This is a genomic window from Streptomyces sp. NPDC005141, from assembly GCF_053599975.1.
This window is the reverse complement of sequence record NZ_JBSFYW010000033.1, coordinates 46,486-59,504: the sequence shown is the minus strand read 5'-3', so window position 1 is coordinate 59,504 and position 13,019 is coordinate 46,486. Positions and strand designations below refer to the sequence as shown.

Below are 13,019 nucleotides of genomic sequence, written 5' to 3'. Positions count from 1 at the left end.
GGCACCTCCGGCGCGCCGCTCACCCGAACAAGTCGTCAGCCGTGGCCCGCAGTTGATCGCGTACGGCGGTCAGTACCGGATCCGACTCCGCGCCCGCGCGCACGGCGGCGAAGACGTTACGGGACGGTGGCGTGCCCTCCGTGGCCGGCAGGGCGAGCCGGCGGTGGGCGTACAGCGGGCGGACGAGCCGGGGGATCAGCGCCACGCCCCGGCCCGCCTCGACGAGGGCGGCCAGGGCGCCCCAGTCGTCCACGGCGTGCCGGATGTCCGGCGTGAAACCGGCGGCGGCGCAGACCGAGCGGGTCACCGCGCCGCAGCAACTGCGCGCGTCGCCCACGATCCAGGGGTCGGTGGCGAGCTCCCGCAGCGCGACCCGCTCGCGGTCGGCGAGGCGGTGGCCGGCCGGCACGGCGAGATCCAGGACGTCCCGGAGCACGTCGACGCGGTGGTAGCGCCGGTCGGTGTGCGGGGGCGCGGCCGCGAAGTCGACGGCCACGGCGAGGTCGAGCTGCCCGGCGTCCAGCGCCGTGAACAGGTCCGGCGGCTGCGCCTCGACGACGTCGATCCGGACATGCGGGAGCCGCTCGGCCAGTGCCGTCAGCGCGTCCGGGAGGAGGCCGAGGACGCCGCTGGAGAAGCAGCCGATCGTGACCGACCCGCGGCCGCCTCTGTCGTAGGCCGCCAGATCGGCGCGCGCCCGCTCCAGTTGGGCGGCGATCAGATCGGCGTGGGCCAGCAGGATCTGCGCCTGCCCGGTCAGTCGGACGCCCCGGCCGTCCCGCTCGGTCAGCGGCGCGCCCAGCTCGCGGGCCAGTGCGGCGATCTGCTGCGAGACCGCCGAGGGCGTCAGATGCAGGGCCTGCGCGGTGCGGGCCAGACTGCCCCGGCGCCGCAGTTCGCGCAGCACGGTGAGGCGACGCAGATCGACGGTGAAGGGCTCGCTTATCTGTTCCACCAGGAAAGATTAACTGGACCGAAAGGCCGGGAACCGGAAACCATCGGCCCATGAGCACGCCCCTGAACACGCGCCACACCGATGACCTCGCCGAAGGCCCGCGCGCCTTCCTGATCCTGCACGGCTGGCAGAACCACCGTCCGGAAGGCCACTGGCAGCACTGGCTCGCCGGCCGGCTCGGAGAGCTGAACCAGCACGTCGTCTATCCGCAGCTGCCGGACCCCGACGACCCGGACCTGGAGGTGTGGCTGGCGGAACTGGCCCGCCATCTGGACGCGTTGGCCGGCGCCGAGCGGGTGGTCGTCGCCCACAGCGCCTCGGCCGTGCTGTGGCTGCACGCGGCCGCCCGCGGGCTGCCGGGCCTGGCCGGCGTCGACCGGGTGCTGCTCGTCGCACCGCCGTCCGCCTCAGTCCTCGCGGGGCTGCCGGAGATCGCCGCGTTCGCCCTGACCGGGCTGGACTTCACGCTTCCCGGCCCCACCCTGCTGGTCGCGGGTGACGACGACCCTTACTGCCCCGCGGGCGCCGACACCGTCTACGGCGACCCCCTGGGCGTACCGACGCGGATGCTGCCCGGGGCCGCGCACCTCGACCTGGACGCCGGGTACGGACCGTGGCCCGCCGTGCTGGACTGGTGCCTCGACGGGACGGCGGAACTCACCGCCCGCGCGGGGTAGTGTGCCGGCCCGTCCGCCGGTCCCGGGGATCGAACAGGGAGTCGGCGTGCCGGGGGCGCGCCGCGGGGCTCTCGGGCGTGGTGGCCGCGACAGGGCGCCGACGCGAAGCCGCCCGGCTCCAGTCCCCGTCGCCGAGGACGAGCTGGGGGTCGAACATCACCACCACTCCGGCCAGGATCAGGAAGACGACCGGGCCGATGAGCAGGGGGAGCAGGATCGAGACCGGCGAGTCACCGCCGTACGACCCGGTCATGTACGACGCGTCGGTCGCGCCGTGCAGGTGTACGTCGAGGGCCGCCATGCCGGTGTAGTGCATGCCGGTCACGGCGATGCCCATGAGGAGACTGGCGCCGAGGGCGGCCAGGAAGCCCCGGTACGACGCGGCGGCCCACAGCGCGGCGGTCGCGGCGACGACCGCGATCAGTACGGAGAGCCCGACCGTGATCCAGTCGTACCGGAGGTACCCGTTCAGCTGGAGTGCCGCCATGCCGAGGTAGTGCATGGCGGCCACGCCGAGTCCGGTGAAGATCCCGGCGGCGGTCAGGGTGGTGCTGGTGGCGCCGCGGTATCCCACGGTGAAGACGCCGACGCCGACCACCGCGATCGCCACGACGAGGCTGAGCGCCGCGAGACGGACGTCGTAGTCGATCCCGATCCCCTGGACGCGGAAGCCGGTCATCGCGATGAAGTGCATGGTCCAGATGCCGCAGCCGATCGTCGTCGTCCCCAGCGCCAGCCAACCGGGCTTCCACGACTGCCGGTTGTTCAGGGAACGGACGACGCAGCGCAGCCCCAGAGCACTGCCCAGACAGGCGATCAGACAGGAGGCCACCGGGGTCACCGCCCCGTATCCGAAGCCGTCCACTGTGCCTTGCATATATGCCAACTCCCCCTGAGAACGGGCTACTTGAGGAGAGCAAGGTCTCGCATCCAGGTTGCGTGGACAGTCACTTACAGTAGGCATTTGAGTTAATTCTGTGATGCGGCTTCGCTCGGCAGGCGGGTGAGATGTTCACGCCCCGGGCCCGGCGGACGCCCACCCGCGCCGCGGAGGAGGTCCGCGCCCCGGCCGGCGTCCGGGCCGCGTCACTCCGGGTCGGCGCGCAGATCCAGCCGCCAGTCCTGACCCACCAGATCCGCGCCGAAGGAACGGTGCGGCTTCTCGGCGACCAGGACGAAGCCGTGGCGCTGGTACAGGCGGCGGGCGGCGGCGAGGACGTCGTTGGTCCACAGGACCAGGTCGTGGTAGCCGACGCCGCGCGCGAAGCCGGTGACGGCCCCGACGAGACGGTCGCCGACGCCGAGACCCCGTGTCTCCGGCTCGACGAGCAGCAGACGCAGACGGGCCGTGCCGGGAGCGTCGTCCCGAACGCACATCACGCACCCGACGGGCCGCCCGTCGAGCTCGGCGATCCACACCCGCTCCAGGTGGGGGTCGTGATCCTCGGCGAAGTCGGCGACGATCCTCGCGACCAGGCCCTCGTAGTCGGTGTTCCAGCCGTACTCGGCCGCGTACAGCGCCGCGTTGCGCTGCACGATCCAGCCGAGGTCGCCGGGGCCCGGTTCGCGCAGGACGACGTCCTCGCGGCCGGGCGCGGCCCGCCCGCCGCCCAGCAGCGTCCGCACCGTGCGCATCGCCTCCGCGAGCCGTGGCCGGTCGGCGGGGGGCACGGTCTCCAGCAGGGAGGCCACGGTCCGGCGCGCCCGCTCGTCGAGCAGCGCGGCGGCTTCCCGGCCGCGCGTGGTGAGCGTGATCCGCCGACGCCGCGGGTCCTTCTCGGACGCGGTGCGCTCGACCAGCCCGTCCTGCTCGAACCTGTTCAGGATCCGGCTCAAGTAGCCGGAGTCCAGCGAGAGTTCGGCCCGGAGGTCGGCGGCGTCCGTCCGGGGCGTGTGCGCCAGCTCGTAGAGGACGCGGGACTCTGTCAGCGTGTACGGCGCGTAGAGATGGCGGCCGTAGTCGAGCGCGCCGATGACGTTCGTGTAGAAGCGGTTGAAGGAGCGGATGTCCTGGACGGTCATGATCGGCCCCGGAGGTCGGCTCTGGATGGTCGCGGCGGCCGGTTCGGCCCGGATGACTGACTCAGTCAGAGGTATTGCCCGCCTCGAGCATAGAACCCCCGACCGCGCACCGCCTACCCCTCCGCCCCGACCGAACCTCCGCCCACCCCACGGCCGGCCCGCCCCGCCGTCCGGGCCACCCCGGGGCCTGCACCGACGCGCCGATTCCCGGCCTCTTCGGCAGGCGCAAAGCCCCGAGCCCGCCCCCGTAGGCGCACATCGGCTCTGAACGGAACCCGCGCGGTGGCACACCTCAGCCCTGAGAAACCCGGGGAACCCGAGGAACCCGAGGAACGCGATAGGAACGCGAACGCGGGCCTGCGCCCTCAGGAACTTCTGGCGGGAACGGGATACTTCCAACCCCTCGGGAACCCCGGACCCCGGGAACCCCGGCCTCTCGGGAACCCCAGCCCTCGGGACCCCCGGACCCCCGAACCCCGGGAACCCCGGCTCTCGGGAACCCCGGCTCTCGGAAACCCCGGCTCTCGGGAACCCCGGGACCCCCGGACCCCCGGACCCCCGGACCCCGGGACCCCCGGACCCCCGAACCCCGGACCCCCGAACCCAGGGACCCCCAGCCCTCGGGACCCCCGGACCCCCGAACCCCGGGAACCCCGGCTCTCGGGAACCCCGGCTCTCGGGAACCCCGGGACCCCCGGACCCCGGGACCCCCGGACCCCCGGACCCCGGGACCCCCGGACGTCAGTCCCGGGGGGCCCCGGTCGAGCCCCGCACCATCAGCTCCCCGCGCACCGTCGCGATCCCGCCCGGCGGCGGCTCCTCGCGGCCCATGGCGATGCGCCCGGCGCGGGCGCCCGCCTCGGAGAGCGGCAGCCGCACGGTCGTCAGGGCGGGCACGGCGTCGATGCTGAACGGCAGATCGTCGAAGCCCGCGACGGACACGTCGTCCGGGATGCGCAGCCCCGAGTCGCGCAGGGCCGCGCACGCGCCCAGCGCCACGGTGTCGTTCGCGGCCAGGACAGCCGTCAACGACGGGTCGCGGCGCAGGAGTTCGAGCGTCGCCTCGTATCCGGAACGGCGGTCGTAGCGGCCGTGCACCGTGCGCCTCGGATCGTCCTCGATGCCGTGGGCGCCGAGCGCGGCGCGGTGGCCCTCCAGACGGTGGCGGGTCGTCGTGCGTTCCTCGGGGCCCGCGATGTAACCGAGCCGCCGGTGGCCGAGGCCGATCAGATGCCCGGTGAGCTGCCTGCCGCCGCCGCGGTTGTCGAAGGTGAGCGCGATGGCCTCCGGTGCCTCCGGAGCGGGCGGCCGCCCGCACAGCACGACCCGGGTCCCCGCCTCCGTCAGCCTGCGCAGCTTCGCGGCGACGGCGGTGGCGTGGGCGGCGTCCTCGATGGCCCCGCCGGTCAGCACGACCGCGGCGGCGCGTTGGCGCTGCAGCAGCGTGAGGTAGGTGAGTTCGCGCTCCGGGGAGCCGCCGGTGTTGCACACGACGCCGAGCCGTTCGCCGCCCGCGCGCCCCCCGGGACCGCCGATCTCCGACTGGATCGCGGCCGCCATGATCCCGAAGAAGGGGTCGGCGATGTCGTTGACCAGGATTCCGACGAGGTCGGAGGTCGCCGCGGCCAGCGAGCTCGCGGGCCCGTTCAGCACATAGTCCAGCTCGTCCACCGCGCGCAGCACCCGCTCACGTGTGGAGGAGGCCACGGGATAGTTCCCGTTCAGCACGCGCGACACCGTCGCGGGAGAGACCTGCGCGCGGGCCGCCACGTCCGCCAGGGTCACCGTCATCTCGTCGTCCTCCGGTCGCGCATCTCGTCGTACCTCTTCGTACGTCTCGTACGTCGTCGTGCCTGGTCATGCCTCGTCGTACGGCGTCGAACACGGAGTCGAAGGCCGAGTGCGCCGCTTCCCGTGGCCAGGGTCCGTGCAGACCATACGGCCATCGGACCCGAGTTGTTCGCCCCCTCGAACAACTCGTCCTTGCGGTGGTCTTGTCCAGACCGCTGCACAGAGGCTAGCTTCTCAGCAGTAGAAAGCGCTTGCTGTCACGCTCACCTGTTCGGCGTGCGCGGCGCCTGACGCGTACGAAGGGAATGACGTGACACGCAAGACGGTGCGTATCGCCATGAACGGCGTGACGGGACGCATGGGCTACCGCCAGCACCTCGTCCGGTCGATTCTCGCCCTGCGCGACGAGGGCGGCCTCGACCTCGGCGACGGCACCGTGCTGTGGCCCGAGCCGGTCCTCGTCGGCCGCCGCGAGCGTGCCCTGAGGGAACTCGCCGAGCGGCACGGCCTCGAGCACTGGTCGACGGACCTGGACGCGGTCCTCGCCGATCCGGCCGTCGACCTCTACTTCGACGCCCAGGTGACGTCCGCCCGCGAGGAGGCCATCAGGAAGGCCGTCGCCGCGGGCAAGCACGTCTACACCGAGAAGCCGACCGCCACGGGCCTCGACGGAGCCCTCGAACTGGCCCGGCTCGCGCACGCCGCCGGCATCAAGCACGGCGTCGTCCAGGACAAGCTGTTCCTCCCCGGCCTGCTCAAGCTGAAGCGGCTCATCGACGGCGGCTTCTTCGGGCGGATCCTGTCCGTCCGCGGGGAGTTCGGCTACTGGGTCTTCGAGGGCGACTGGCAGCAGGCCCAGCGCCCCTCCTGGAACTACCGCGCCGAGGACGGCGGCGGCATCGTCGTCGACATGTTCCCGCACTGGGAGTACGTCCTGCACGAGCTCTTCGGCCGCGTCACCTCCGTGCAGGCGCTCACCGCCACCCACGTCCCGCAGCGCTGGGACGAGGGGGGCAAGCCGTACGACGCCACCGCCGACGACGCCGCCTACGGCATCTTCGAGCTGGAGGGCGGCGCGGTCGCCCAGATCAACTCCTCCTGGGCCGTGCGCGTCAACCGCGACGAGCTCGTCGAGTTCCAGGTCGACGGCACGGAAGGATCGGCCGTCGCCGGACTGCGCAACTGCCGCGTCCAGCACCGCAGTTCAACCCCCAAGCCGGTCTGGAACCCGGACATCCCGGCCACCTACTCCTTCCGTGACCAGTGGCAGGAGGTCCCCGACAACGCCGAGTTCGACAACGGCTTCAAGGCCCAGTGGGAGCTCTTCCTGCGGCACGTCTACGCCGACGCCCCCTACCGCTGGGACCTCCTCGCCGGTGCCCGCGGTGTGCAACTCGCCGAGCTGGGCCTGAAGTCCTCGGCCGAGGGCCGCCGTCTCGAGGTGCCGGAGATCGCGCTGTGACGATCCGGCTCCCGGGCACCGACGGCCGGTTGCGGACCTACGAGCCGCGCACCGACCCCCTCGCCGTCCTCCCCGACGGCGCGCCCCTCACCTCCCGCAAGGTCTTCTCGGCCGCGCATGTCGTCGCCGACCCGTACGCGGACATCTCGCCCGACGCGCCCGCCGCCGTCGACTGGGACGCCACGCTCGCCTTCCGGCGCCACCTGTGGTCGCACGGGCTCGGTGTCGCCGAGGCGATGGACACCGCCCAGCGGGGGATGGGCCTGGACTGGGCCGGGGCGGCCGAACTCGTCCGGAGGTCCTCGGCCGAGGCCCGGGCCGTCGGCGGCCGGATCGCCTGCGGCGTCGGAACGGACCAGCTCACCGGCCCGGCCACGCTCCACGAGGTGCGGGCCGCGTACGAGCAACAGCTCGCCCTCGTCGAGGAGTCGGGCGCGCAGGCGATCCTGATGGCCTCCCGCGCGCTCGCCGCGGCCGCCACCGGACCCGAGGACTATCTCGACGTCTACGGCCACCTCCTGCGCCAGGCCGCCGACCCGGTGATCCTGCACTGGCTGGGCCCGATGTTCGACCCGGCGCTGGAGGGCTACTGGGGGTCGCCCGACCTGGACGACGCGACGGAGGTGTTCCTGGAGGTGATCGCCGCCCACCCGGACAAGGTGGACGGCATCAAAATCTCTCTGCTGGACGCCCGCCGGGAGGTCGAGCTGCGCCGCCGTCTCCCGGACGGCGTCCGCTGCTACACCGGTGACGACTTCAACTACCCCGAGCTGATCGCGGGCGACGAGCGGGGCTTCAGCCACGCGCTGCTCGGCATCTTCGACCCGCTCGGTCCGGCGGCCGCGCGGGCGGTACGGGTCCTGGACACGGGCGACGTCAAGGGCTTCCGCGAACTCCTGGACCCCACCGTCGAGTTGTCCCGCCACCTCTTCCAGCCCCCGACCCGCTTCTACAAGACGGGCGTCGTCCTCCTGGCCTGGCTCGCCGGTCATCAGGAGCACTTCGCGATGGTGGGCGGCCTGCAGTCGGCGCGCTCGCTGCCGCACCTCGCGCGCGCCTACGAACTGGCCGACGGACTGGGCCTGTTCCCGAACCCGGAACGCGCCGAGTCACGGATGAAGACCCTGCTGGCCCTGTACGGAGTGACCTCATGAGCAGCCTCGCCCGATTCTCCGTCAACCAGATGACGGTCAAACAGCTGTCGATGCCCGAACTAGTCGAGGCCTGCCTGGAGACGGGGGTTCCGGGCGTCGGTCTCTGGCGCGAGCCCGTGCGCACGTACGGCCTCGACGCCACCGCGAAACTCGTCCACGACGCGGGTCTGGCCGTCACCACCCTCTGCCGGGGCGGCTTCCTCACGGCGATCGACCCGGGGGAGCGACAGCGTGCCCTGGACGACAACCGGGCGGCCGTCGACGAGGCCGCGACCCTCGGCACCGACGCCCTCGTCCTGGTCTCCGGCGGTCTGCCGGCCGGCTCGAAGGACCTGCACGGCGCCCGCGAGCGCATCGCCGACGCGCTCGCCGAGCTGGGCCCGTACGCGGCCTCCCGCGGCGTGCGCCTGGCCATCGAACCGCTCCATCCGATGTACGCCGCCGACCGCTGTGTGGTCTCCACCCTCGCCCAGGCCCTGGACCTCGCGGAACGCTTCCCCGCGGAACAGGTGGGCGTCACCGTCGACACGTACCACCTCTGGTGGGACGACACGGCCCCCGCGCAGATCGCCCGCGCGGGGGCCGGCGGGCGCATCCACACCTTCCAGCTCGCCGACTGGACCACCCCGCTTCCCGAGGGCGTCCTGAACGGCCGCGGCCAGCTCGGCGACGGCTCGATCGACTTCCGCGCGTGGCGGGGCCACGTCGAGGCGGCGGGGTACGCCGGACCCATCGAGGTCGAACTCTTCAACGACGCGCTGTGGGCCCGGGACGGGCGCGAGGTGCTGGCCGAGACGGCGGCGAGGTTCGTGGAACACGCCGGGTAAAAAATCTTCAGAAGTCCGTGCAACCCTTCCCCGACTCCGCGGGTCGTACTTGGCATCAGGACTTCTGGAGGGGGATCCGGGGGGATCGCGGGGGTTCTGATGAGGAGGGGAAGCCGAGGGGCCCGGTCGACGGACCGGGCCCCTCGAAATGCTTTCGCGCGCCGCGACCGGACCGCGCCGCGACCGGACCCGGGGCGGCGGCCCGGACCGACGGCACCCCTGTTCGTCCACAGCGGCCGAGCGCTGTCGGAGGCGGGCGGTACCGTCGGATCATGTCCAATCAGGCGGGGGCCGCCCAGACCGGCGAGCGGCGACTGGCCACGCTGGAAGGCGTGCTCGAACGCATCACGTACGCCAACGAGGAGAACGGATACACGGTCGCCCGGGTGGACACCGGCCGGGGCGCCGGTGATCTGCTCACCGTCGTCGGATCGCTTCTCGGCGCCCAGGTCGGCGAGTCCCTGCGCATGGAGGGACTCTGGGGCTCCCACCCGCAGTACGGCAAGCAGTTCACGGTGGAGAACTACACGACGGTGCTCCCGGCCACGGTCCAGGGCATCCGCCGTTATCTCGGCTCCGGCCTGGTCAAGGGCATCGGCCCGGTCTTCGCCGACCGCATCACCCAGCACTTCGGGCTGGACACCCTGCGGATCATCGAGGAGGAGCCGAAGCGGCTCATCGAGGTCCCGGGACTCGGGCCCAAGCGCACCGGGAGGATCGCCGACGCCTGGGAGGAGCAGAAGGCGATCAAGGAGGTCATGCTCTTCCTCCAGACCGTCGAGGTGTCCACCTCCATCTCGGTCCGCATCTACAAGAAGTACGGCGACGCGTCGATCTCGGTCGTGAAGAACCAGCCCTACCGCCTGGCGTCCGACGTCTGGGGCATCGGCTTCCTCACCGCCGACAAGATCGCCCAGTCCGTCGGCATCCCGCACGACAGCCCGGAGCGCGTGAAGGCCGGCCTTCAGTACGCCCTGTCGCAGTCCACCGACCAGGGCCACTGCTACCTCCCCGAGGAACGGCTGATCGCGGACGGGGTGAAGCTGCTCCAGGTCGACACGGGCCTGGTCATCGAGTGCCTGGCCGAGCTGGCGGCGCCCGCGGAAGAGGGCGAGGACCCCGGTGTCGTACGGGAGAAGGTCCCCGGCCCGGACGGCGGAGACCCGGTGACGGCCGTCTACCTGGTCCCCTTCCACCGCGCGGAACTCTCGCTCTCCGCACAGCTGTTGCGCCTGCTGCGCAGCGACCGTGACCGGATGCCCGGCTTCCACGACGTGGCCTGGGACAGGGCCCTGGCATGGCTGAAGGGGCGTACGGGCGCGGAGCTGGCCCCCGAGCAGGAGGCGGCGGTCCGGCTCGCGCTCACCGAGAAGGTCGCCGTGCTCACCGGAGGCCCGGGCTGCGGCAAGTCGTTCACGGTCCGCTCGATCGTGGAGCTGGCCCGCGCCAAGGGGGCCAAGGTGGTCCTCGCCGCGCCCACCGGCCGTGCCGCCAAGCGGCTCGCCGAGCTGACCGGGGCCGAGGCCTCCACCGTGCACCGGCTCCTGGAGCTCAAGCCGGGCGGCGACGCGGCCTACGACAAGGACCGCCCGCTGGACGCCGACCTGGTGGTGGTCGACGAGGCCTCCATGCTCGACCTCCTCCTCGCCAACAAGCTGGTCAAGGCGGTGGCCCCGGGCGCCCATCTGCTCTTCGTCGGCGACGTCGACCAACTGCCGAGCGTCGGTGCGGGCGAGGTGCTGCGCGATCTGCTCGCCGACCGCGGCCCGGTCCCGGCGGTCCGCCTCACCCGGGTCTTCCGCCAGGCCCAGCAGTCCGGGGTGGTGACCAACGCGCACCGGATCAACTCCGGACAGCACCCGCTCACCGACGGTATGAAGGACTTCTTCCTGTTCGTCGAGGACGACACCGAGGAGGCGGGGCGGCTCACCGTGGACGTGGCGGCCCGGCGGATTCCGGCCAAGTTCGGGCTCGACCCGCGCCGGGACATCCAGGTCCTCGCTCCCATGCACCGGGGCCCGGCCGGCGCGGGCCACCTCAACGGCCTGCTCCAGCAGGCCATCACCCCCGGCCGCCCCGACCTCGCCGAGAAGCGGTTCGGCGGCCGGGTCTTCCGGGTCGGGGACAAGGTCACCCAGATCCGCAACAACTACGAGAAGGGCGAGAACGGCGTCTTCAACGGCACCGTGGGCGTCGTCACCTCGCTCGACGCGGTCGAGCAGCGCCTGACGGTGCGGACGGACGAGGACGAGGAGGTGCCGTACGAATTCGACGAACTCGACGAACTCGCCCACGCCTACGCAGTGACCATCCACCGCTCCCAGGGCAGCGAGTACCCGGCGGTGGTGATCCCGGTGACCACGGGCGCGTGGATGATGCTCCAGCGCAATCTGCTCTACACGGCCGTCACCCGGGCCAAGAAGCTGGTCGTCCTCGTCGGTTCACGCAAGGCGATAGGCCAGGCGGTGCGTACGGTGTCAGCGGGACGCCGGTGCACGGCCCTGGACTTCCGGCTGTCCGGCTCATGAACCAAGGGTGTCCGGCGGTGTGGACCAAGGCCGTCCGGGGTGCGGACCGGGCCCGTCCGGGCGCCGAACGGGGCCTTTCGGGCGCGGGACACGCCCCGTCACAAAAAATGATCGATCAAATGAGTCATGAAGGTCACAGAGCACTTCCAGATGCTGGACGGACGGGGCAGGATGAGCAGGTTGGCGGCACTGAGTGCCGCCAGTAGGCCCAATGGTCGACCCCGAGTGCACTCTCCAGGGCCAAATGGGGGATGGTAGAGACAGTCAGGGCACCTCGAAGAAGAGGCACAACGTCGGTGAGGGATGACGTGAGCGACAACTCTGTAGTACTGCGGTTCGGCGATGGCGAGTACACCTACCCGGTGATCGACAGCACCGTCGGCGACAAGGGCTTCGACATCGGCAAGCTCCGGGCCCAGACCGGTCTGGTGACTCTGGACAGCGGGTACGGCAATACCGCCGCCTATAAATCCGCGATCACCTATCTCGACGGTGAGCAGGGCATCCTCCGGTACCGCGGCTACCCGATCGAGCAGCTGGCCGAGCGTTCCACCTTCCTGGAGGTGGCCTACCTGCTGATCAACGGTGAGCTTCCGAACGTCGACGAGCTCTCCACCTTCAAGAACGAGATCACCCAGCACACCCTGCTGCACGAGGACGTCAAGAACTTCTACAGGGGCTTCCCTCGCGACGCCCACCCGATGGCGATGCTGTCCTCGGTCGTCTCGGCGCTGTCGACCTTCTACCAGGACAGCCACAACCCGTTCGACGAGAAGCAGCGCAACCTCTCCACGATCCGGCTGCTCGCCAAGCTTCCGACGATCGCGGCGTATGCCTACAAGAAGTCGATCGGCCACCCCTTCGTCTACCCGCGCAACGACCTCGGGTACGTCGAGAACTTCCTGCGCATGACCTTCTCGGTCCCCGCCCAGGAGTACGAGCTCGACCCGGTCGTCGTCTCCGCGCTCGACAAGCTGCTCATCCTGCACGCGGACCACGAGCAGAACTGTTCGACGTCCACCGTGCGTCTGGTCGGCTCCTCGCAGGCGAACATGTTCGCCTCGATCTCCGCCGGCATCTCCGCCCTGTGGGGCCCGCTGCACGGCGGCGCCAACCAGTCCGTCCTGGAGATGCTCGAGGGCATCCAGGCCAACGGCGGCGATGTCGACTCCTTCATCCGCAAGGTGAAGAACAAGGAGGACGGCGTCCGCCTGATGGGCTTCGGCCACCGGGTGTACAAGTCCTTCGACCCGCGCGCCAAGATCATCAAGGCGGCGGCGCACGATGTCCTCTCCGCTCTCGGCAAGTCCGACGAGCTGCTGGACATCGCCCTCAAGCTGGAGGAGCACGCGCTCTCCGACGACTACTTCGTCTCGCGCAACCTCTACCCGAACGTCGATTTCTACACCGGCCTGATCTACCGCGCCATGGGCTTCCCGACCGAGATGTTCACGGTCCTGTTCGCCCTCGGCCGGCTGCCGGGATGGATCGCGCAGTGGCACGAGATGATCAAGGAGCCCGGCTCCCGCATCGGCCGCCCGCGTCAGATCTACACGGGTGTCGTCGAGCGCGACTTCGTGCCGGTCGAGGCTCGCTGACGCCT

Annotated in this window: 10 protein-coding genes; 6 read left to right on the top strand and 4 right to left on the bottom strand. The window is 71.3% G+C overall.

Going from position 1 to position 13,019, the window contains the following annotated elements; all coding sequences use genetic code 11:
- Window positions 1-19 precede the first annotated feature (19 nt).
- Window positions 20-955 carry a LysR family transcriptional regulator gene (locus ACWD68_RS24620; protein WP_451808599.1) on the bottom strand — a complete coding sequence of 312 codons (936 nt, stop codon included), beginning with the start codon at window positions 953-955 and terminating at the stop codon, window positions 20-22.
- A gap of 50 nt (window positions 956-1,005) precedes the next feature.
- Between ACWD68_RS24620 and ACWD68_RS24615 the strand changes: the two genes are divergently transcribed.
- On the top strand, window positions 1,006-1,632 hold the full coding sequence (locus ACWD68_RS24615) for an RBBP9/YdeN family alpha/beta hydrolase (protein WP_451808598.1): 627 nt from the start codon (window positions 1,006-1,008) through the stop codon (window positions 1,630-1,632).
- On the opposite strand, the gene ACWD68_RS24610 is transcribed toward ACWD68_RS24615, so the two are convergent.
- The 3 genes from ACWD68_RS24610 to ACWD68_RS24600 form a co-directional block, all read right to left on the bottom strand.
- Entirely contained in the window at window positions 1,613-2,509 is an 897-nt protein-coding gene (locus ACWD68_RS24610) for an MHYT domain-containing protein (protein ID WP_451808597.1), read from the bottom strand. The two genes, ACWD68_RS24615 and ACWD68_RS24610, sit on opposite strands and share 20 nt — an antisense overlap.
- Window positions 2,510-2,718: 209 nt before the next feature.
- On the bottom strand, window positions 2,719-3,654 hold the full coding sequence (locus tag ACWD68_RS24605) for a bifunctional helix-turn-helix transcriptional regulator/GNAT family N-acetyltransferase (protein WP_451808596.1): 936 nt from the start codon (window positions 3,652-3,654) through the stop codon (window positions 2,719-2,721).
- A gap of 741 nt (window positions 3,655-4,395) precedes the next feature.
- Complete coding sequence (locus ACWD68_RS24600) at window positions 4,396-5,445, bottom strand: LacI family DNA-binding transcriptional regulator (protein ID WP_451808595.1); 1,050 nt, start codon at window positions 5,443-5,445, stop codon at window positions 4,396-4,398.
- A gap of 310 nt (window positions 5,446-5,755) precedes the next feature.
- Here ACWD68_RS24600 and ACWD68_RS24595 point away from each other — a divergent pair, with 310 nt between their 5' ends.
- From ACWD68_RS24595 to ACWD68_RS24575, 5 genes are all read left to right on the top strand, one after another.
- Complete coding sequence (locus ACWD68_RS24595) at window positions 5,756-6,907, top strand: Gfo/Idh/MocA family protein (RefSeq protein ID WP_451808594.1); 1,152 nt, start codon at window positions 5,756-5,758, stop codon at window positions 6,905-6,907.
- Complete coding sequence (locus tag ACWD68_RS24590) at window positions 6,904-8,061, top strand: dihydrodipicolinate synthase family protein (RefSeq protein ID WP_451808593.1); 1,158 nt, start codon at window positions 6,904-6,906, stop codon at window positions 8,059-8,061. The genes ACWD68_RS24595 and ACWD68_RS24590 overlap by 4 nt, the downstream gene beginning before the upstream one ends.
- Window positions 8,058-8,888: a sugar phosphate isomerase/epimerase family protein gene (locus ACWD68_RS24585; protein ID WP_451808592.1), complete on the top strand. Its 831-nt coding sequence runs from the start codon at window positions 8,058-8,060 to the stop codon at window positions 8,886-8,888. Before ACWD68_RS24590 ends, ACWD68_RS24585 begins: the two co-directional genes overlap by 4 nt.
- 272 nt (window positions 8,889-9,160) lie before the next feature.
- Window positions 9,161-11,416, top strand: a complete 2,256-nt coding sequence (gene recD2, locus ACWD68_RS24580; RefSeq protein WP_451808591.1) for an SF1B family DNA helicase RecD2 — start codon at window positions 9,161-9,163, stop codon at window positions 11,414-11,416.
- Window positions 11,417-11,724: 308 nt separating this feature from the next.
- Window positions 11,725-13,014 (top strand): citrate synthase, encoded by a 1,290-nt coding sequence (locus ACWD68_RS24575; RefSeq protein ID WP_451808590.1) that lies wholly within the window; start codon window positions 11,725-11,727, stop codon window positions 13,012-13,014.
- Window positions 13,015-13,019: the final 5 nt, after the last annotated feature.

Excerpts from the sequence above, each read along its gene's own strand:
- ACWD68_RS24585 (WP_451808592.1), top strand. The coding sequence starts at position 8,058 with ATGAGCAGCCTCGCCCGATTCTCCGTCAACCAGATGACGGTCAAACAG.
- recD2 (WP_451808591.1), top strand. The coding sequence starts at position 9,161 with ATGTCCAATCAGGCGGGGGCCGCCCAGACCGGCGAGCGGCGACTGGCC.
- ACWD68_RS24605 (WP_451808596.1), bottom strand. The coding sequence starts at position 3,654 with ATGACCGTCCAGGACATCCGCTCCTTCAACCGCTTCTACACGAACGTC.
- ACWD68_RS24615 (WP_451808598.1), top strand. The coding sequence starts at position 1,006 with ATGAGCACGCCCCTGAACACGCGCCACACCGATGACCTCGCCGAAGGC.
- ACWD68_RS24600 (WP_451808595.1), bottom strand. The coding sequence starts at position 5,445 with ATGACGGTGACCCTGGCGGACGTGGCGGCCCGCGCGCAGGTCTCTCCC.
- ACWD68_RS24610 (WP_451808597.1), bottom strand. The coding sequence starts at position 2,509 with ATGCAAGGCACAGTGGACGGCTTCGGATACGGGGCGGTGACCCCGGTG.